Source organism: Pseudoalteromonas sp. SWXJZ94C, from assembly GCF_015864385.1.
Taxonomy (GTDB): Bacteria; Pseudomonadota; Gammaproteobacteria; order Enterobacterales; family Alteromonadaceae; genus Pseudoalteromonas.
This window is the reverse complement of the sequence record NZ_JADYXF010000004.1, coordinates 95525-113838: the sequence shown is the minus strand read 5'-3', so window position 1 is coordinate 113838 and position 18314 is coordinate 95525. Positions and strand designations below refer to the sequence as shown.

Sequence of the window (18314 nt, the reverse complement as noted above, 5' to 3'; positions counted from 1 at the left end):
TAAAGATATTTGGTTACGTAAATGTGACAGTGTTTAGTTTAAATACATGTATTTAGAGGTGTTTGAGTAATATGTAGAGCGTACTGAGCTTTTATCACTCCTTGTAAAGTCAGGTGTTATGTACCGTGCAGGGCTGTTTTTAAAGTAGGTATCATCTCGTTGTCATATAGCTGAGCTAATATGACCCTGCTAACAAAAACTTGTATGAACTAACTTTAAAACTCATTTATAAACGAGATACCGCACATGCGATTTAATCCCTTTATCAGCCACCGATTATTAATAAACGCTATTATTGCGATGTTTTTTAGCGCTGTGTTTTTAAGTAGTTACTTAGGTGTATTAAAAACTTACGCCAGTATTCAGTGGCTCGATATTATGGGGGAGGGCGGTATTGTATTAATGACCCTTGTATGGATTGCCGCGTTATTAATATCAAGACCACCGAGTAAAGTAACCACTTACTTAGTGATAGGTGTTGGGCTATTTATGTTCTCGGCAACCCTAGATTTACTTGATGAATGGCTAATGCATCCCGCCCATCAATGGCTCAGTTGGATTGAATCTCTGCCAGCACCTTTAGGTATGTTGTTAACGAGTGTGGGTTTGTATTATTGGCATCAAGAGCAGTACGTATTAAATCGTCAGCTACGCCGCCGTGAAGCACATTTACGTGAGCACGATAAGGTGTGCTCAGTTACAGGTCTTTATAAGGCGCAGTACCTAGATTCAGCAATCAAAGAGCAACTTACGAGCAAACAACCACTCTGGCTTGGGGCTATTGATATTCGTGATTTTTCGCATTTTAATAGTGAGTTTGGTTTTAGTGAGGGCGACCGGTTACTGCGTGAAATTAGCGATCTATTGTTAATGAATTGCCGACTAAGTGATGTAGTGTGCCGCTACGCAGGAGATTGCTTTATGATACTAATGCCAGCCACTACAGAGCAGCAAGCTAAAGAGTTGATGGCACAAATTAAAGGAGCTCTAAAGCATTGTGCATTTAAAGTTGAAGCATCTAAAAAAGCAAAGTTTCAATATGTCACTACCGCCTTAATACAAGGTAATAAGCATAGCAGTACAGGTAAACTAACAAGCCAACTGCATAGTCAATTACAACAAAAAAAGCATCAACAAAAAGTAGCGCACCGTGCACATGTTTGTTAGCCAAGACGATAAATATTTAAGCGCTCAAGGGCTTATTACGTCAGCTGTAGAGCTTGCTCAAAGCCGAAACATAAATTTACATAAGCTGCTACGCGGTACCGGTATTTTTGAACAAGACTTACTTAATTTTCAGCATACATTTAGTGTGTCTCAGCAGGTGCGTTTATTAGCTCAATTTAAGTTGTTGATGAAAAGTACTGACAGTGGTTTTTTACTCGGTAGCCAACTTATTAACGACACTCGAGCCGAAGCTCAGGCATTAAAATATAGCGATAATTTAGCTCAAGTATTAAAGCAATTATCACTTTTAAGAATGCAATTAGCGCCTTTATTGTTTAGCCAAACGTATATTAAAAACGATAATGTTTATATTTATATTCAGCCAGCACATGGGCTTGATGAAAGCCTTTACCACTATGTGCTAGAGATATACAGCACTGCATTTTATAGTTTACTTAAACGAGTGAGCGAAAGTTACCCGCATTGTCAGTTCGACTTTGCTTTTAAACGCCCTCGGCATATTCAAGAGTACGAACAAAATTTAGGGCTAAAGGTAAGTTTTGATAAGCCATGTACTCGCTGGGTATTAAATAAAACCATGTTAAGGGCTAAAAACCCGCATGCGAGTCAATTACGATTTATGCAAGCGCAGTCGCAGCTACATAATAAAAGCGTAGTTAGCATGACTTTTATTGAAGCCGTCTGCAGATACTTATACTCTCACCCAAGTGCTAATTTAGAGTGTACCGCAAAGCACTTTGCTATGAGCTCAGCTACATTTAAGCGCAGACTCAAACTCAATGGGGTACGCTTTTCAGCGTTAATAGATGAGCAAAATAAGCACAAAGCTATTTACCTACTTACTCTGTGCGCTAAACATAACGAACAAGTCGCTGAGCATTTAGCTTTTTACGATATACCTAACTTTCGGCGCGCTTTTAAACGCTGGACAGGCTTAACACCTAATCAGTTAAAAGCGCAATAAGTTACTCAGTTGCCATGTCGATGGAGTGCAACAATGTTCGTGCCTTTAAATGTAGGTTTGCGTCCTCTGGGTTTGACGTATTAGTCAGCCAAATTACATTGCCTTCTTTATTTACAAACAATGTAGTAGGTGTGCCTCGTATACCTAATTGCTGTGCTATTGCATCGGCTTTTACGGCTGTTTTAAAAGTATAACCTCTGTCGCTAAGGGCTTTAGCGGGAGTAGCATCGTCATCTTCTTTAAAGCTCACGGCAATAACTTTTAAGCCCATATCATCAAATTTTTGAAGTGCTGGCTGCAGCTTTTTACAGTACGGACACCACGTTGCCCAAAAGTGTAAAACGTAAGGTTGACCTAATAAATCTTGAGTATTGAGTGGCGACCCATCAGCCATTTGTAAATTTAATGTAGGTAGCTTAGGGTATGTTTCTTGCGTACTTTCTTCTTGAGAATAGCTTGTAAAGCTTATAAAAATTAGTGCGATGGCAATAAATAGTTGCTTCATAATATGTTCGTTCTTATTTTACATATTAAATAAGAACGAGAATTTAACATTTTTATTTCAAACTAAAAGCGAGCGGCTTGCTCAACAACAATAGCGTGGCGTTTAGCGAGCCGAAGATGGTCTTTATCGTATCCTCCACCTATTACTGTAGCAACGGGTGTGTTGTGTTCAAGGCAGCGTTTTAGCACTAAATGGTCGCGCTTAACTATGCCATCCCAGCTAATATCTAATTTACCCAAGCCATCGCCTTGCCAAATATCAACGCCAGCATCGTAAAGTACCAAGCTTGGGTTTAGCTCTTTAAGTAAATAACTCAAGGTGTCGTCAACTATGGCAAGGTATTCGTCGTCTTTCATGTTATCGGCTAAGCCAATATCTAAATCGCTAGCGGATTTTCTAAAAGGGAAGTTTTTTTCACAATGAATAGAACAAGTATAAGCGTATGCTTGATGCTCTAACATTGCGGCTGTGCCATCACCTTGGTGCACGTCTAAATCAAAAATAAGTACGTTAGTTACTTCACCCGATTCAATTAAAGTTTGCGTGGTAAAGGCTAAATCGTTAACCATGCAGTAGCCTGAGCCAAAATCGGTATGCGCATGGTGTGTACCACCGGCTAAGTGGCACGCTATACCATGTTTAAGTGCTAAACGAGCTGTTTGTAACGTACCTTGAGGAGCTGTAAAGGTACGTGCCATAAGCTCTTTTGACCAAGGTAAACCAATGCGGCGCATTGCTTTTTCATCTAAGCGGTTATTCCACAAATCGTGTATGTAATTTTCGCAGTGTATTAGCTCAAGTGGCTCTGGCGTGCCTAATATTGGCTCAACCAGGTTATCGCCAATCAAGCCCAGCTCTGCTACATGCTGATATAAATGTGCAAACTTACTCATTGCAAAACGATGCTTTGGATCGAAATTAAACGAGTAGTTAGGGTGATACACCAAAGGTAAATGTGGATTTAAAGTCATGTTTACACAAGTTGAAAAGTTTGCACCATGGTAATCAACTAATCCAAATGAGTCTATTCTTGTGTGTCGTGAATCAACATAGCGAGTTCGCGATGTAATAGTTCGTCATCAGCTAAGTTTAGCTCTATTAAACGCTTTAAATAAGTAATGCTGTCTATATCAATATGGTGGCATTTTAAACCAATATGATCGGCTTCTATATGGCACACCACAACCTCCATTTTTATTTCTATTTCGCTTTGAGGAAGTATAAAACGCAGTATTGCATTAGAATTAGTGTTACTTATAAAAGCATCGCATTTAGTGATTAATGCGCCATGCAAAGATACATCAAGTAATTTACATGGGTATTGGTGATCATTAAAAATTACTTGTGCATCGGTTGAAAATAAAACACGAGAAAACTGACGACGATTTTGCATAACCTAATTTAGCCTTACTGTTTTTATAATAAATTAAGCATAGCGGGTAATTCTCTACATGCTAGCAGGATATGCTCCTGTAATGCTGGTGGCATAAAAAAGCCCCGCATAAATGCAGGGCTTAGTATTACTGTAATAAATTAATTACGGTAAATATTAACCAATTTTTTTGTACTTAATACGTTTAGGTTCAGTTGCTGCTGCACCAAGTGTCTTTTTAAGCCACTCTTCGTATTCAGTATAGTTACCATCAAAAAAGTTAATTTGACCTTCGTCGCGGTAATCTAAAATGTGCGTAGCAATACGGTCAAGGAACCAACGGTCATGCGAGATACACATTACACAACCAGGGAACTCTAAAATAGCGTTTTCTAGTGCGCGTAGTGTTTCAACGTCCAAGTCATTGGTTGGCTCATCGAGTAGTAACACATTACCGCCAGCTTTTAATAACTTAGCAAGGTGTAAACGGTTACGCTCACCACCTGATAGGTCTTTAACAAACTTTTGCTGATCGTTACCTTTAAAGTTAAAGCGACTTACATACGCACGGCTTTGGAACTCAAAGTTACCAATTTTCAGTACGTCTTGACCGTCTGATATTTCTTGGAAAACAGTTTTGCTTTCGTCCATACCGTCGCGGAACTGATCAACGGTAGCAATGTGTACGCTTTCGCCAATAGTAATGCTACCGCTGTCTTGCTTTTGCTCACCACTGATCATTTTAAACAGCGTTGATTTACCCGCGCCATTCGCACCAATAATGCCCACAATGGCACCTTTTGGCATGCTAAAACTTAAATCGTCAATTAAAACGCGATCGCCAAAACTCTTACGAAGATTAGTTACTTCAAGTACTTGGTCGCCTAAACGCGGACCTGGTGGAATAAACATCTCGTTAGTTTCGTTACGTTTTTGGTAATCAGACTGCTGCATTTCAGTAAACTGAGCCATACGTGCTTTTGACTTAGCTTGACGACCTTTAGGGTTTGAACGAACCCATTCAAGTTCTTGCGCAATTGATTTTTGACGTGCCTTTTCAGATTTTTGTTCTTGCTGTAAGCGCGCATCTTTTTGTTCAAGCCAAGAAGAGTAGTTACCTTCCCATGGAATACCTTCACCACGGTCGAGCTCTAATATCCAACCAGCTACATTATCAAGGAAGTAACGGTCATGCGTTACCGCCACAACAGTGCCTTCGTAATCGTGTAAGAAGCGCTCAAGCCATGCAACCGACTCAGCATCCAAGTGGTTAGTTGGTTCATCGAGAATAAGCATGTCTGGTTTTTCAAGCAATAATCGACATATAGCAACACGACGACGCTCACCACCTGAAAGGTGCTCAATTTTAGCATCCCATTCTGGTAAACGAAGTGCATCAGCAGCACGCTCTAAAACGTTATCAATGTTGTGACCATCGTGCGCCTGAATAACAGCTTCAAGCTCGCCTTGCTCTTTTGCAAGTGCGTCAAAGTCAGCGTCTTCCATGGCGTATTCGTTATACACTTCGTCAAGACGTTTAAGTGCGTGTTTAACTTCGCCAACAGCTTCTTCAACAATTTCACGAACTGTTTTGCTTTCGTCTAAAACAGGCTCTTGCGGTAAATAACCAATTTTTGTACCAGGCTGAGGATGTGCATCACCTTCAAAATCTTGGTCAACACCGGCCATAATACGTAGTAACGTAGATTTACCAGAACCGTTTAAACCAAGCACACCAATTTTAGCGCCAGGAAAAAAGTGTAACGAAATATCTTTTAAGATAGTGCGCTTAGGTGGCACAACCTTAGATACTCGACTCATCGAGAATATAAATTTATCAGGTAAAACCATGGAGGAAAGCCTTCAAATAATAATAAAAATTTCAATGTTGTATTGTAGTGGCTGACGGGTGAAACAGTCAACGAATGCTGTATAGAACTATACACTTGTGTTGGTAATGGATGCGTTTATAGCTTATTAAAAGCTCATTAAAATGCGGTTATTACAAAGTCCGTAATGTGTAAGATAATGTAATGCATTGTTTTATATTGTTCGAAGATATTTCAATTTGAGTAAAAAAGAGACAAGATGTTTACAGGTTACAAAAAAGAAACAAATTTTAAGAGTTAGTCTAAAACTTGTTTTAAATCATAAGTAGTCATCTAGTATTAATTACGTTTAAGGAATGAACATGAAAACAACAACAGTTATAAAATTAAGCGCGTTACTTTTAGGTTTATATTCATTTTCGAGCCACGCAGACATGCTCCGTGTAAGCGGCTATTACCATGGAGTAGGTATGGGCTCAACACAGATTGATGTTCATGAAAGTGATAGCTTACAATTTACAACGCTTTACGGACGGTTTGGTTATCAGTTTTCGCAATACTTTGCATTAGAAGGGCGTGTAGGGTTTGGATTAAATGATGAATTAGCACCTTTAAATGGAGTTGTTTTTACTCAAAACCCACAAGACGGCTCGCTCACCTCAGAACCCATTCAGAGCCAAATTGATTCAAGCCTTGATTTGCAAACAAGTATATTTGTAAAAGCTAATTACCCAATTTCATCTCGAGCTGATGTGTTTTTATTTGGGGGCTATGGCAGAAATAAATTAAGTTATAATGAAGGCGACTTAAGAAACCTGGCAGAATCAATAATTGGTACAGATACAAAAACTTCGCTTATAACTGAGCAAAACTATGATGAAGGCGGCGTAACTTACGGAACTGGAGTTGACTATATGTTAAGTCAACAATGGCAAGTAAGTGCAGAGTATCAATATTTTGATGCAGATCAAGGCGATATTTACGCACTTAATTTATCTGTGATTTACCGTTTTTAACTGCATATGCGCTACTCGTTTTTAGTAGCGCTACTTCAAAATATTAAAGCTGGTTGTTTTATAATAAAGGTGTTTTTCCTCATACACATCATCTCGGTAAATCCTAATTTAATAGAATGAATAAATTTCATTTAGACATCTATACATCTAGAGGTTGATATTTTTTACTTTCAGTTCATAATTAACTTTCGGTTTTTATGAGCAGGAGTAAAAATATGCCAATTACAGTAAAAGACGAGTTACCGGCTATTGCACGTTTACGTCAAGAAAACGTATTTGTAATGCCAAAAACACGTGCAAAAACGCAAGAAATACGCCCAATGCGTTTGGCTATTTTAAACTTAATGCCTAATAAAGTAGAAACCGAAGTTCAGTTTATTCGTTTGCTTGCCAACTCGCCTTTGCAAGTAAATGTAGAACTACTGCGCCTCGACACTCACCGCAGTAGCAGTAATTCAGAAGAGCACCTTGATACCTTTTATCGTTATTTTTCTGAGGTTAAAGACAACAATTACGATGCGTTAATTGTAACCGGTGCGCCACTTGCCCATTTAGAATACGACGATGTAGCGTATTGGGATGAGCTAAAGGTCATTATTGATTGGGCTGAGCAACATGTTACCTCTACGTTATTTTCGTGCTGGGCAGCACATGCAGCGCTATATCACCGTTACAATTTAAAGCGTGATTTAAAAGACGACAAACTGTGTGGTGTATTTACCCACCAATGTTACTTTGATCACGGCGCACTGACTCGCGGATTCGACGACACCTTTTTAGTACCGCACTCACGTTATGGCCACATTGATATAAATAAAATAAACGCCTGCGATGAGCTAGTTGTACTGGCTGGTTCTGAGCGAGTAGGGGCTTACTTACTTAAAAATAAATCGGGTAGCCAAGTGTTTATAACCGGCCACCCAGAGTACGACGCCGACTCGCTAAAAGCAGAATACGACCGCGATTGTAAAAAAAGCCCTAATGCACCAAAACCCGAAAATTATTTTCCGGATGACGATGCAACCAAACAACCTTCAAAAACGTGGCAAAGCCATGCTTTTTTACTTTTTTCGAACTGGTTAAATTACTACGTGTACCAAACCACACCGTATGATATTAATTTAGTTAGCCAAGACGTGAGGACTAACAACTATGCCGAATAACGCTCCTACAAATAATAAGCAAGCCGAAATAAGCGCCGCATTAAAAGAACGCATTTTAATTTTAGATGGCGCTATGGGCACCATGATCCAAGATCATAAGCTAGAAGAAGAAGACTATCGCGGAGAGCGTTTTAAAGACTGGCATGTATTAATTAAAGGTAATAACGATTTATTAAGCCTAACCAAGCCTAATTTAATCACTGATATTCATCGTGGTTTTTTATCAGCGGGCGCCGATATTATCGAAACCAATACGTTTAACTCGACCACTATTTCGATGGAAGATTACGACATGGCAAGCCTAAGTCGTGAAATAAACCTAGAGTCGGCTAAATTAGCACGCGCCATTTGTGATGAATTTACGGCTAAAACGCCAGAAAAACCACGTTATGTAGCCGGTGTTTTAGGGCCGACATCTAAAACGTGTTCAATTTCGCCAGACGTAAACGATCCGGGTTACCGAAATGTCACCTTTGACAAGCTGGTTACTGCGTATATTGAATCAACACTTGCATTAATGGAAGGCGGCGCCGATTTAATACTAATCGAAACTATATTCGATACCCTTAACGCAAAAGCCGCCTCGTTTGGCGTAGAAGAAGCCTTTGAGCAAGCAGGACGTAAATTACCAGTTATGATTTCGGGTACTATTACCGACGCCTCTGGTCGTACGCTTTCGGGGCAAACAACCGAAGCATTTTATAATTCTATTCGCCATATTAAGCCTATTTCAATTGGTTTAAACTGTGCGCTTGGTCCTGATTTACTGCGCCAGTATGTAGAAGAGTTATCGCGCGTGTGCGAAACCTTTACATCGGTACATCCTAATGCGGGCTTACCAAATGAGTTTGGTGAATACGACTTAGAAGCGGGCGATATGGCAACCGAAATTATCGATTGGGGTAAATCGGGCTTTATTAATATAGTAGGCGGATGCTGTGGCACCACGCCTGCGCATATTCGCGCTTTTGCAAAAGGTTTAGCGGGCGTTAAACCACGCCAGCTACCAGAGCTTGAAGTACGCATGCGTTTATCAGGCCTTGAAGCCTGTAACTTAAATTAAGGAGCCAACATGACCCAACAAATAGCAGTATTTACTAATGTCGGCGAACGTACCAATGTAACGGGTTCTGCCATGTTTAAACGTTTAATCATGGAAGAAGACTTTGAAGCCGCGCTAACAGTGGCACGCGAACAAGTAGAAAATGGCGCACAGGTTATTGATATAAACATGGACGAAGCCATGTTGGACTCAAAAGCCGCCATGGTTAAGTTTTTAAACTTAATAGCCTCAGAGCCTGATATTTCTCGCGTACCAATTATGGTCGACTCCTCAAAATGGGAAGTAATAGAAGCAGGCTTAAAGTGTATTCAAGGCAAGGCAATTGTTAACTCAATATCGCTAAAAGAGGGTGAAGAGCCGTTTATTCGCCAAGCTAAAATAATAAAACGCTTTGGTGCAGCCGCTGTTGTAATGGCGTTTGATACCGACGGGCAAGCCGACACGGCAGACCGTAAGTTCGCAATATGTGCGCGCAGTTATAAAATATTGGTAGAAGACATTGGCTTTGCGCCAGAAGATATTATATTCGACCCTAATATATTTGCCGTAGCCACCGGTATTGAAGAGCACGATAACTACGCCGTAGAATTTATTGAAGGCACTCGCCGTATTAAGCAAAATTTGCCGCACTGTAAAGTGTCGGGCGGTGTATCAAATGTATCGTTTTCGTTTAGGGGTAATAACCCCGTACGTGAAGCCATTCACTCGGTGTTTTTATATCACGCTATTCAAGCTGGTATGGACATGGGTATTGTAAATGCGGGGCAACTAGCCGTTTACGATGATATACCAGAAGAACTACGTAAAGCCGTTACAGACGTAATACTTAACACCGACTCAGGCGCAGGCGAGCGTTTAGTAGAGCTTGCACCAAAATACTCGGGTATGGCGCAAGCCGAGCGAGTAGAAGATTTAGAGTGGCGCACATGGCCTGTTGCAAAACGCCTTGAGCACGCGCTTGTTAAAGGTATTACTACCTTTATAGATGAAGATACCGAAGAATGCCGCGCCGCAGCAGCTAAACCTATTCACGTAATTGAAGGGCCGTTAATGGACGGCATGAACGTGGTAGGCGACTTATTTGGCGCAGGTAAAATGTTTTTACCACAAGTTGTTAAATCGGCGCGCGTAATGAAGCGAGCCGTAGCCTACCTAGACCCATACATTGAGCTTGAAAAAGAAGAAGGCTCAACTAACGGTAAAATAGTGATGGCGACCGTAAAAGGTGACGTACACGACATAGGTAAAAATATTGTGGGTGTTGTACTGCAATGTAATAACTATGAAGTAATCGACTTAGGCGTAATGGTACCGGCTGATAAAATACTCCAAACCGCCATCGACGAAAAAGCCGATATTATTGGATTATCGGGCTTAATTACCCCATCGCTTGACGAAATGGTACACGTAGCAAAAGAAATGAAACGCCGTGGCTTTGAACTGCCGCTGTTAATTGGTGGAGCTACTACTTCTAAAGCGCACACCGCAGTAAAAATTGAGCCGCAATATGACAAAGGCGTAGTGTATGTAAGTAATGCCAGCCGTGCAGTAGGTGTGGTTTCAAACTTATTATCAAAAGAATTTAAACCCGACTTTTTAGCTAAAACGCAAGCGGAATATGTAAAAGTACGCGAGCAACAAGCGCGCAAAAAACCACGTTCTAAGCCTGTTACAATTCAGCGCGCACGCGATAACGCAGCACAACTCGATTGGGATAACTACACGCCACCAGTGCCTAAAAAGCTTGGCGTGATCGAGTTTAAAAACGTATCAATTGCCACTTTGCGTAAATACATAGATTGGACGCCATACTTTATGACGTGGTCAATTGCCGGTAAATACCCGCGCATAATGACCGATGAAGTAGTAGGCGAGCAAGCGCAAAGCTTATTTAAAGACGCTAACGACATGTTAGACGACCTTGAAAAAGCCGGCAGTTTGCAACCACTTGGCGTAATTGGTTTATTCCCTGCAAACCGCGTTGGGGACGACATAGAAATATACACCGACGAAACACGCAAAACGCTGTTAACTACTTCATGCCATTTACGTCAGCAAACCGAAAAAACCGACTTTGCTAACTACTGCCTAGCCGACTACATAGCACCCAAAGGCACTCCAGACTATTTTGGCGCGTTTGCAGTAACAGGCGGTTTAGAAGAAGACGACTTGGCAAATGCGTTTGACGCACAGCAAGACGACTACAACAAAATAATGATTAAAGCGGTTGCCGATAGGCTCGCAGAAGCGTTTGCAGAATACCTACACGAAAAAGTACGTAAAGAGTATTGGGGTTTTGCACCAGACGAAAACCTAGCAAACGATGAGCTAATACGCGAAAACTACCAAGGTATTCGCCCAGCCCCTGGTTACCCAGCGTGCCCAGAGCACACCGAGAAAAAGAAAATTTGGCAATTACTCGATACCGAAAAGCGCATTGGCATGCAGCTAACCAGCTCATACGCGATGTGGCCAGGTGCTGCTGTTTCAGGTTGGTACTTTTCACACCCCGAAGCTAAGTACTACGCAGTAGCAGCGGTACAAAAGGATCAGGTTGAAGACTACGCTAAACGAACCAATATGACGCTAGCAGAAGCTGAAAGATGGCTATCGCCTAATTTGGGGTATGATCCGGAGTAATAGCGAAGCGGTAAGCTATAAGTTAAAACAAAAAACGAGCCTAATTAGGCTCGTTTTTTTGTGCATTTTAAAAAGTCATTAAGGACTATTGAAAGGACTATTCGCGAGTAGCTCATCTACTTTTTTTATGACATCTTCTGGTGTTGGCTCATTAGTTTGTTGTTGTAACCAATCTATTATTTTTGAGCTGACTCTATAACCTTTTTTAATGCAGTAGCTTTGGGAGGTAACCCATACATCTGATCCCCTAGAGCTACTGTAAGGATTACAAACAGTGTAACCTTCACTTTTAATTTTACTTTCAATAAAGTAAGTATAAGTAGGAACTGAAAATAACACCAAAATTAAAGTAGCTCCACAGACCTTATACCATTTAATTAAAAGCTCAGGCTCTATTTCAATATTTCTTACTTTTAATAATAGTAGCCGAGTGAGCATTGCAAACGATGGGATGATCAAAATGAAGCTCGGAGCAAGGCTCTTCTCATTAAAAACCAGCTCATGTTTATTTAGCGCCTCTAAGACTGACACCACCTCATTGTATGACATAAAGGGCAAAGCCATAGTGATTATAAAGAAGAAAATAAAGAAAAAAACACGCTTTATATTTTCACTTAACGTTAATTTTTCAGGTTTCATTAAATTCCCTTTAATCACCTGTTTAAGGTGTACCTCAATTTGGTATGTACAAGATTGGCTGAGTTTTATACATTTTGTTGTATGTTATTAATTATACTTGCATTCGCGACCCGTTGGAGTCAAGTTACAGTATTCAATTTAAATGTATTATTCATAAAAGGACTATAAATGAAGTTTTTAAGTTACACCGCATTATGTTTATCTCTATTTTTAACCGCGAACACATTTGCGCTTGAGCAGAAATATCACGAGAGTGTTTCACCTGTTATTACTGCATTTGAAGCTCATGATAAAGCCGCAATTGCCTCGCTTGTACGTTACCCGCTAAAACGACGATACCCGATACCTGACATTAAAGATGAGGTTGAGCTTATTAACCGCTTTGATGAAGTATTTAATGATGAGCTAGTGACAGTTATTGCCAGTTCAAACATTGATACTGATTGGGAGAAAGTAGGTTGGCGCGGCATTATGCTAAATAACGGCGTTATGTGGGTAGATACCGAAGGTAAAATTATTGCTGTAAATACACAAAATACTAAAGAGCAGGCACTTGCTAAAAGCTTAATTGAAGACGATAAGCAATCTTTGCATTCAAGTATTAATACTTTTGAAAAACCAGTACTCGATTGGAAAACAGCTAAATACCATATTCGTGTTGATGATTTAGGCGATCATGATTTTAGGTATACATCGTGGAGTATTAATAAAAAGCCTAGCGATAAGCCCGATGTGGTTTTATTAAATGGCGATATAAAGTTTAGTGGCAGTGGCGGAAATCACAGTTATACGTTTAAAAATGGTCGTTATAGTTATGTGTTACAGGTAACTATTATTGGTTGCGATACATCACCGCCAGGTTGGCTTGAAGTATACAAAGACGATGAACTGCTTTTATCTGAAGATGTAATAAGTGCTGTAGGTACAGATACATAAAATTATGATCAAGCTAATAAAAACGAGTCATTATATAAGGCTAAATATAAATAAAATCAAAAATACAGACTCTGTTCAGGCTTATTGCCCCAAAATTAATACTCGGCTAGAGGCTGTATATCGATAGATATAACTTTTAAATGAGTAAATACAGGCTCTCGATATATTTTAATAATAAGTAGTAATAGGCAGTAAATAATGAGCAAATCTTTAAAAAGTATACCTCCTTTAATTCAAGAACAACTTAATACGGTGGGTGGTTACGATGATCCATGTTTTATTCTTATAAGCGCAGAGAAAGATATTACGCCATTTATTAGTGCTATTGATACGGCTATCGATTCTGAAATTGAACCTGATGATATTAAATATAAAAGAAATGTTAAAGCGACAGATAATTTATATTTTATTATGCTTTATTCTGAACATGAAGAACTTCTAAATATGGCGAATAAGGTTTTAAACGTTATGAGTGAATCAGAGGTAGTTACTCATATTTCAGTTTTTCGTCATAATTGTTTAGGTGAATCCAATAGAACGTTTTTGTGGAGTAGTTTACTTTTAGATGAAACTCGCGAAGAATTTGGCGCTAAAAGTGGTTTTAAAATTAACGATCCTCAAAATATGGATACTTGGCCAGGGCTTGAAAAATATAGAACCGCTGCATGGCCTCAAGCGTAACGTTATGCTTAAATTTAGCTTTTTAGCTTTTTAGCTTTTTAGCTAAGTAGTTAAATATTAATTTACACTACAGTAAAACGACCTAAATAAACTAAACCGCCAAACAGCGGTTTTTTATTTATGGTAAAAAGCCGGTAACCCGCTTTTAAATAAAGATATTACTATGTTATTTCCCTCATTATTTATGCATTTAGTGATTCTGTAAATGCAGCGCTAGTATGTTCTATCGCAACTTATAAAATTAGAAAACTTCAAAGTGTAAACTAATAACTAAAATTAAATATTATTTAACCCACCAAATTATTATGTATTAAGGTCTGTTATGAAAATAGAAGACATAAAATTTAAAATTGAAAACTCTGAATTTTATAAAAATAACGATACTGAGCAGCTAATAAACCTTGTTATTGATTTATACGAGGGCGATCGTATTGAAAACACGGTGATGGAGAATGATGGCGATATGCTTCTTTTTCAGTGTGGGCGAGATAGTTTAAGTAAAGACTATTTTATAGTTGATATTACACGCCAAATAATCCCTGATTTAGAAGACGTAGATGACGCAACAGATGCCATGCAGCAACTTAGTACGACCTTTAAGTTTTTGCCAAGTGAGACTGCGTTTGCGCTTGCGCTTTCAACAACGAGTAAGTGGTGTTCTGCGTTAAATGAAGTTAATAGTTTTAAAGCTTTTATTGAAAACAGTCCTGCATTCCAATGGGCTACTAAAAATAACGTAGTAAAAATAGATGTAGAACTATCTTATATATAAATTTAAACCGTTGTTACTATGTAATACGCAATATAAAACCGCCAACATTGGCGGTTCATGATTTATAAAAGTGTAAAATGCATTTAACTAATGACCTTTTTCAAAATCATTTACTTCGGTTTCTGCCTCTAGCTTGGTTTTATCGTACCTTTGCTGAATTTTAGCAACAAGTTCTTTGCGGTTATCTTTTACTTCGTCTAAATCATCGCTCGTTAGTTTGTCCCATTTTTGCTGGGCTCTATCTTTAAGCTCTTTTAAATTACCTTCGATACGATCGCTGCTCATGAGTGACTCCTAATTATTGGATCTTTTAGGTTGAAATAAACCTACACATATAAAGTAGCAAGCCCTGTACCAAAAAGTCATTTATTCACTAATTTAATAAATATTATAGGGTTGCGTAATTTATGTTGTGTGGGCTAATTTTGAGGCTGAGCTTTTATTAAAAAATATACATAACAGGCTGCAATTATTACTGGCATGAGTTTGATCACTTTAATGTAATAACGTGTTTAGATAGAGCTATTTCATGCTTTGTTTTAGGTAGTACTCGATTTTTTGTTTTTATTCAATAAGGTGAAAATTTAAACGTTCTAATAATTAGTATTTTTATAAAACAGATCTAAGTGGTAGGCTAAAAGTAGTAAGTATAAAATAGTAAGTAATTAAAAATAGTTCTCGCGCAACAAGGAACCGTTTTTTAAAGCGCTTTGCCAAGGAGTTTTGTATGATCACGCTTACCATAAATGGTAATAAACATGAGTTTTCTGGCGATCCGTCAACGCCAGTATTATGGTATCTCCGAGACGAATTGAATTTAACCGGACCTAAATTTGGCTGTGGCATGGCACAGTGTGGTGCGTGTACCGTGCATATTGATGGGGTAGCTCAACGCTCGTGTATATTACCTGTAGCGGCAGTAGCGGGTCTTTCAATTACTACAATTGAAGGGTTAAGCGAAGATGGCGACCACCCAGTGCAACAAGCATGGGTTGAGCATAAAGTGCCGCAATGTGGTTTTTGTCAGTGTGGTCAAATGATGCAAGCTGCGAGTTTATTAGCAGCAAACCCAACCCCAACCGACGATGAAATAGTAAGTAATATGTCGGGTAATATTTGCCGTTGTGGTACATACCCGCGTATTCATAAAGCAATTAAGTCGGCTGCTAAAACAATGGCGAGTGTTCAGTATTTTGACCCAAATGAACAAGGGGAAGAAGTATGAGCCAAGATAACAAATATTTTGATTTAAACCGCCGTAAGTTTTTAAAAACCAGTGCAATAGGTGCGTTGGTACTCGGTACTTATTTTGTAGGCAGTGCGCCAAGAGCGATTGCTGGTGTGTTAGAGCAGCCATCTGAGCTGGCAAAACGTGCAAACTTATTTATTGCACTGCGCCCAGACGGCATGGTTGAAATAACGTGCCATCGCTCTGAAATGGGGCAGCAAATTCGCACCGCGATTGCACAAATAGTTGCCGATGAAATGGAAGCCGCGTGGGATAAGGTAATCGTTATTCAGGGTAAGGGCGATCCTAAATACGGCGATCAAAATACCGATGGCTCGCGCAGTATTCGCTACAACATGCAGCGCCTGCGTGAAATGGGCGCAAGTGTGCGTTACATGATGCAGCATGCTGCCGCTAAGCATTGGGGTGTAAAACCAGAAACATGTACCGCAGTCCAGCACGTTGTTACTCACAGCTCAGGTAAATCGCTTACTTATAAAGATTTAATCGACTTAGCATTTACAATAACGCCACCAGAAGCTGACAAACTAACACTTAAAACACGCAAAGAATGGCGCTACATTAATACCGGCATGGCGCACATAGATTTAGCCGATTTAGTAACAGGCAAAGCTATATTTGCAGCTGATGTACGCGAACCACAAGCGCTGGTGGCTATAATTGAACGCCCACCTGTAGTAGGCGGTGTTGTTAAGTCATTTGATGCCAGTGCTACAAAAGCGATAAACGGAGTTATAGATGTTATTGAAATTCCTGCACCAAAAGGCGCGCCGCAGTTTCAGCCAAAAGGCGGAATTGCGATTATAGCTAAAAATACATGGGCTGCATGGCAAGGGCGTAAAGCATTAAAAGTGGTGTGGGATGATGGCAAAAATGGCGATTACAATTCAGAAGAATTTAAAAAGTCATTATTAAAAACAGTACAAACTCCACAGGCAAACATACGTGATAAAGGCGATGCCATGGGCGTGTTGGCTAAATCGAGCAATAAATTGGTAGCTGATTATTACGCGCCGCATCTTGCTCAAGCCCCAATGGAGCCGCCTTGTGCAACAGCTATGTACAACAAAGACAGTGTTGATATATGGGCTGCTACGCAAAATCCACAAGCCGATATGAAAACAGTGGCGGCAATGCTTGGCATGGATGAGAGAAAAATTAACGTTAACGTTACCATGTTAGGAGGCGGTTTTGGGCGTAAATCAAAACCTGACTTTTCAGCAGAAGCAGCTTACCTTTCAATGAAAGTAGGCAAGCCTATTCGTGTGCAATGGACGCGTGAAGACGACATACAACATGGTTTTTACCATGCAGTTTCGGCTCAGCACATTGAAGCATCGCTAGATAAAAATGGCGCAATAGAATCGTATTTACACCGCACCGCGTTTTCACCAATTACCTCTACCTTTTCAGAAGGGGCGACTACGCCAGGAAGCTTTGAACTGCGCTTAGGATTTACCGATAACCCTATTAACACACCTAACATGAAGTTAGAAAACGGTGATGCGCCTGCCAAAGCACGAATTGGTTGGATGCGTTCTGTATCAAATATTTTTCATGCCTTTGCTATTCAGTCATTTATTGGCGAAGCAGCGCACAAAGCCGGTCGCGACCAAAAAGACTATTTACTAGACACTATAGGTCCGAGTCGTATTGTTGATGTAACTGAGCAAAATGCCACATACGATAATTATGGTGGCGATAAAGCGGTTTATCCTTTAGATATTGGCAGACTGCGCCATGTTATTGAAAAAGTAGCTGACATGAGTAAATGGGGTCGAGAACTTCCTAAAGGTCGAGGTTTAGGCATAGCAGCACATAGAAGCTTTTTAACTTACGTAGCTACGGTAGTTGAAGTAGAAGTGTCGGATGCTGGCGATTTAAAAGTAATTAAATCTTGGGTTGCCATTGATGCGGGTACGGTTGTAAACACCGACACTGTTAAAAACCAAACCCAAGGTGGCTCTATTTACGGTATTACAACTGCAATCAGCGATGGTATTACCTTTGATAAAGGGCGCGTACAGCAAAGTAATTTTCATGATTATCGCGTACCGCGTATGAGCGACGCACCTCTTGAGATTGAAGTTGAAATTGTACAAAGCGATGCACCACCAGCAGGGGTAGGCGAGCCATCTACACCGGTTTATGCGCCAGCATTATGTAATGCTATTTTTGCAGCGTGCGGAAAGCGTATTAGGCAGTTACCGATTGGTAACCAATTAAAAGCGTAGCTAAATAACCTACAGCTTAAACAAAAAAACCGCCAAATGGCGGTTTTTTTAAAAGCGGTTAAC

Annotated in this window: 17 protein-coding genes; 11 read left to right on the top strand and 6 right to left on the bottom strand. The window is 39.8% G+C overall.

Translation table 11 applies throughout. From position 1 onward, the window contains the following. Positions 1-246 precede the first annotated feature (246 nt). Positions 247-1167, top strand: coding sequence for a GGDEF domain-containing protein (locus I6F65_RS02775; protein WP_197111481.1), 921 nt, complete (start codon positions 247-249; stop codon positions 1165-1167). Next, the gene (locus tag I6F65_RS02770; protein ID WP_024610673.1) at positions 1151-2152 is read left to right on the top strand and encodes an AraC family transcriptional regulator; all 1002 of its coding nucleotides are present in this window, start codon (positions 1151-1153) and stop codon (positions 2150-2152) included. Before I6F65_RS02775 ends, I6F65_RS02770 begins: the two co-directional genes overlap by 17 nt. Position 2153: 1 nt before the next feature. Here the strand turns inward: I6F65_RS02770 and I6F65_RS02765 are convergent, their stop codons facing one another. From I6F65_RS02765 to ettA, 4 genes are all read right to left on the bottom strand, one after another. Then, a complete protein-coding gene (locus I6F65_RS02765; RefSeq protein ID WP_197111471.1) occupies positions 2154-2657 on the bottom strand; it encodes a TlpA disulfide reductase family protein in 504 nt (167 codons plus the stop codon). Positions 2658-2719: 62 nt separating this feature from the next. Continuing rightward, entirely contained in the window at positions 2720-3628 is a 909-nt protein-coding gene (locus tag I6F65_RS02760; RefSeq protein ID WP_166113226.1) for a histone deacetylase, read from the bottom strand. Positions 3629-3681: 53 nt separating this feature from the next. After that, positions 3682-4050 carry a PilZ domain-containing protein gene (locus tag I6F65_RS02755; protein WP_024593523.1) on the bottom strand — a complete coding sequence of 123 codons (369 nt, stop codon included), beginning with the start codon at positions 4048-4050 and terminating at the stop codon, positions 3682-3684. A 156-nt stretch (positions 4051-4206) separates the two neighbouring features. Beyond that, positions 4207-5880 carry an energy-dependent translational throttle protein EttA gene (gene ettA, locus I6F65_RS02750; RefSeq protein WP_024610671.1) on the bottom strand — a complete coding sequence of 558 codons (1674 nt, stop codon included), beginning with the start codon at positions 5878-5880 and terminating at the stop codon, positions 4207-4209. Positions 5881-6220: 340 nt separating this feature from the next. Here ettA and I6F65_RS02745 point away from each other — a divergent pair, with 340 nt between their 5' ends. The 4 genes from I6F65_RS02745 to metH all read left to right on the top strand — a co-directional run bounded on the left by I6F65_RS02745 (position 6221) and on the right by metH (position 11740). Further along, positions 6221-6874 carry a porin family protein gene (locus tag I6F65_RS02745; RefSeq protein ID WP_197111469.1) on the top strand — a complete coding sequence of 218 codons (654 nt, stop codon included), beginning with the start codon at positions 6221-6223 and terminating at the stop codon, positions 6872-6874. 215 nt (positions 6875-7089) lie between these two features. Continuing rightward, entirely contained in the window at positions 7090-8037 is a 948-nt protein-coding gene (metA, locus tag I6F65_RS02740; protein WP_010555178.1) for a homoserine O-succinyltransferase, read from the top strand. Next, positions 8027-9100 carry a homocysteine S-methyltransferase family protein gene (locus I6F65_RS02735; protein WP_101163016.1) on the top strand — a complete coding sequence of 358 codons (1074 nt, stop codon included), beginning with the start codon at positions 8027-8029 and terminating at the stop codon, positions 9098-9100. The genes metA and I6F65_RS02735 overlap by 11 nt, the downstream gene beginning before the upstream one ends. A gap of 9 nt (positions 9101-9109) precedes the next feature. Then, positions 9110-11740 (top strand): methionine synthase, encoded by a 2631-nt coding sequence (gene metH / locus I6F65_RS02730; RefSeq protein ID WP_197111467.1) that lies wholly within the window; start codon positions 9110-9112, stop codon positions 11738-11740. A gap of 78 nt (positions 11741-11818) precedes the next feature. Here the strand turns inward: metH and I6F65_RS02725 are convergent, their stop codons facing one another. Next, positions 11819-12379 (bottom strand): hypothetical protein, encoded by a 561-nt coding sequence (locus I6F65_RS02725; protein ID WP_197111457.1) that lies wholly within the window; start codon positions 12377-12379, stop codon positions 11819-11821. Positions 12380-12547: 168 nt separating this feature from the next. On the opposite strand from I6F65_RS02725, the gene I6F65_RS02720 reads away from it, so the two are divergent. From I6F65_RS02720 to I6F65_RS02710, 3 genes are all read left to right on the top strand, one after another. Further along, positions 12548-13315, top strand: coding sequence for a hypothetical protein (locus I6F65_RS02720; protein WP_166113214.1), 768 nt, complete (start codon positions 12548-12550; stop codon positions 13313-13315). A gap of 198 nt (positions 13316-13513) precedes the next feature. After that, positions 13514-13996, top strand: coding sequence for a hypothetical protein (locus tag I6F65_RS02715; RefSeq protein ID WP_197111455.1), 483 nt, complete (start codon positions 13514-13516; stop codon positions 13994-13996). Positions 13997-14318: 322 nt separating this feature from the next. Then, positions 14319-14768, top strand: a complete 450-nt coding sequence (locus I6F65_RS02710) for a hypothetical protein (protein WP_166113208.1) — start codon at positions 14319-14321, stop codon at positions 14766-14768. An 87-nt stretch (positions 14769-14855) separates the two neighbouring features. Here the strand turns inward: I6F65_RS02710 and I6F65_RS02705 are convergent, their stop codons facing one another. Next, complete coding sequence (locus I6F65_RS02705; protein ID WP_024610635.1) at positions 14856-15053, bottom strand: hypothetical protein; 198 nt, start codon at positions 15051-15053, stop codon at positions 14856-14858. Positions 15054-15495: 442 nt separating this feature from the next. Here I6F65_RS02705 and I6F65_RS02700 point away from each other — a divergent pair, with 442 nt between their 5' ends. Then, positions 15496-15993: a (2Fe-2S)-binding protein gene (locus I6F65_RS02700; RefSeq protein WP_166113205.1), complete on the top strand. Its 498-nt coding sequence runs from the start codon at positions 15496-15498 to the stop codon at positions 15991-15993. After that, a complete protein-coding gene (locus tag I6F65_RS02695) occupies positions 15990-18251 on the top strand; it encodes a xanthine dehydrogenase family protein molybdopterin-binding subunit (protein WP_166113202.1) in 2262 nt (753 codons plus the stop codon). The genes I6F65_RS02700 and I6F65_RS02695 overlap by 4 nt, the downstream gene beginning before the upstream one ends. The last annotated feature ends 63 nt before the right edge of the window (positions 18252-18314 follow it).

Excerpts from the sequence above, each read along its gene's own strand:
- I6F65_RS02775 (WP_197111481.1), top strand. The coding sequence starts at position 247 with ATGCGATTTAATCCCTTTATCAGCCACCGATTATTAATAAACGCTATT.
- I6F65_RS02765 (WP_197111471.1), bottom strand. The coding sequence starts at position 2,657 with ATGAAGCAACTATTTATTGCCATCGCACTAATTTTTATAAGCTTTACA.
- I6F65_RS02760 (WP_166113226.1), bottom strand. The coding sequence starts at position 3,628 with ATGACTTTAAATCCACATTTACCTTTGGTGTATCACCCTAACTACTCG.
- I6F65_RS02755 (WP_024593523.1), bottom strand. The coding sequence starts at position 4,050 with ATGCAAAATCGTCGTCAGTTTTCTCGTGTTTTATTTTCAACCGATGCA.
- ettA (WP_024610671.1), bottom strand. The coding sequence starts at position 5,880 with ATGGTTTTACCTGATAAATTTATATTCTCGATGAGTCGAGTATCTAAG.
- I6F65_RS02745 (WP_197111469.1), top strand. The coding sequence starts at position 6,221 with ATGAAAACAACAACAGTTATAAAATTAAGCGCGTTACTTTTAGGTTTA.
- metA (WP_010555178.1), top strand. The coding sequence starts at position 7,090 with ATGCCAATTACAGTAAAAGACGAGTTACCGGCTATTGCACGTTTACGT.
- I6F65_RS02735 (WP_101163016.1), top strand. The coding sequence starts at position 8,027 with ATGCCGAATAACGCTCCTACAAATAATAAGCAAGCCGAAATAAGCGCC.
- metH (WP_197111467.1), top strand. The coding sequence starts at position 9,110 with ATGACCCAACAAATAGCAGTATTTACTAATGTCGGCGAACGTACCAAT.
- I6F65_RS02725 (WP_197111457.1), bottom strand. The coding sequence starts at position 12,379 with ATGAAACCTGAAAAATTAACGTTAAGTGAAAATATAAAGCGTGTTTTT.
- I6F65_RS02720 (WP_166113214.1), top strand. The coding sequence starts at position 12,548 with ATGAAGTTTTTAAGTTACACCGCATTATGTTTATCTCTATTTTTAACC.
- I6F65_RS02715 (WP_197111455.1), top strand. The coding sequence starts at position 13,514 with ATGAGCAAATCTTTAAAAAGTATACCTCCTTTAATTCAAGAACAACTT.
- I6F65_RS02710 (WP_166113208.1), top strand. The coding sequence starts at position 14,319 with ATGAAAATAGAAGACATAAAATTTAAAATTGAAAACTCTGAATTTTAT.
- I6F65_RS02705 (WP_024610635.1), bottom strand. The coding sequence starts at position 15,053 with ATGAGCAGCGATCGTATCGAAGGTAATTTAAAAGAGCTTAAAGATAGA.
- I6F65_RS02700 (WP_166113205.1), top strand. The coding sequence starts at position 15,496 with ATGATCACGCTTACCATAAATGGTAATAAACATGAGTTTTCTGGCGAT.
- I6F65_RS02695 (WP_166113202.1), top strand. The coding sequence starts at position 15,990 with ATGAGCCAAGATAACAAATATTTTGATTTAAACCGCCGTAAGTTTTTA.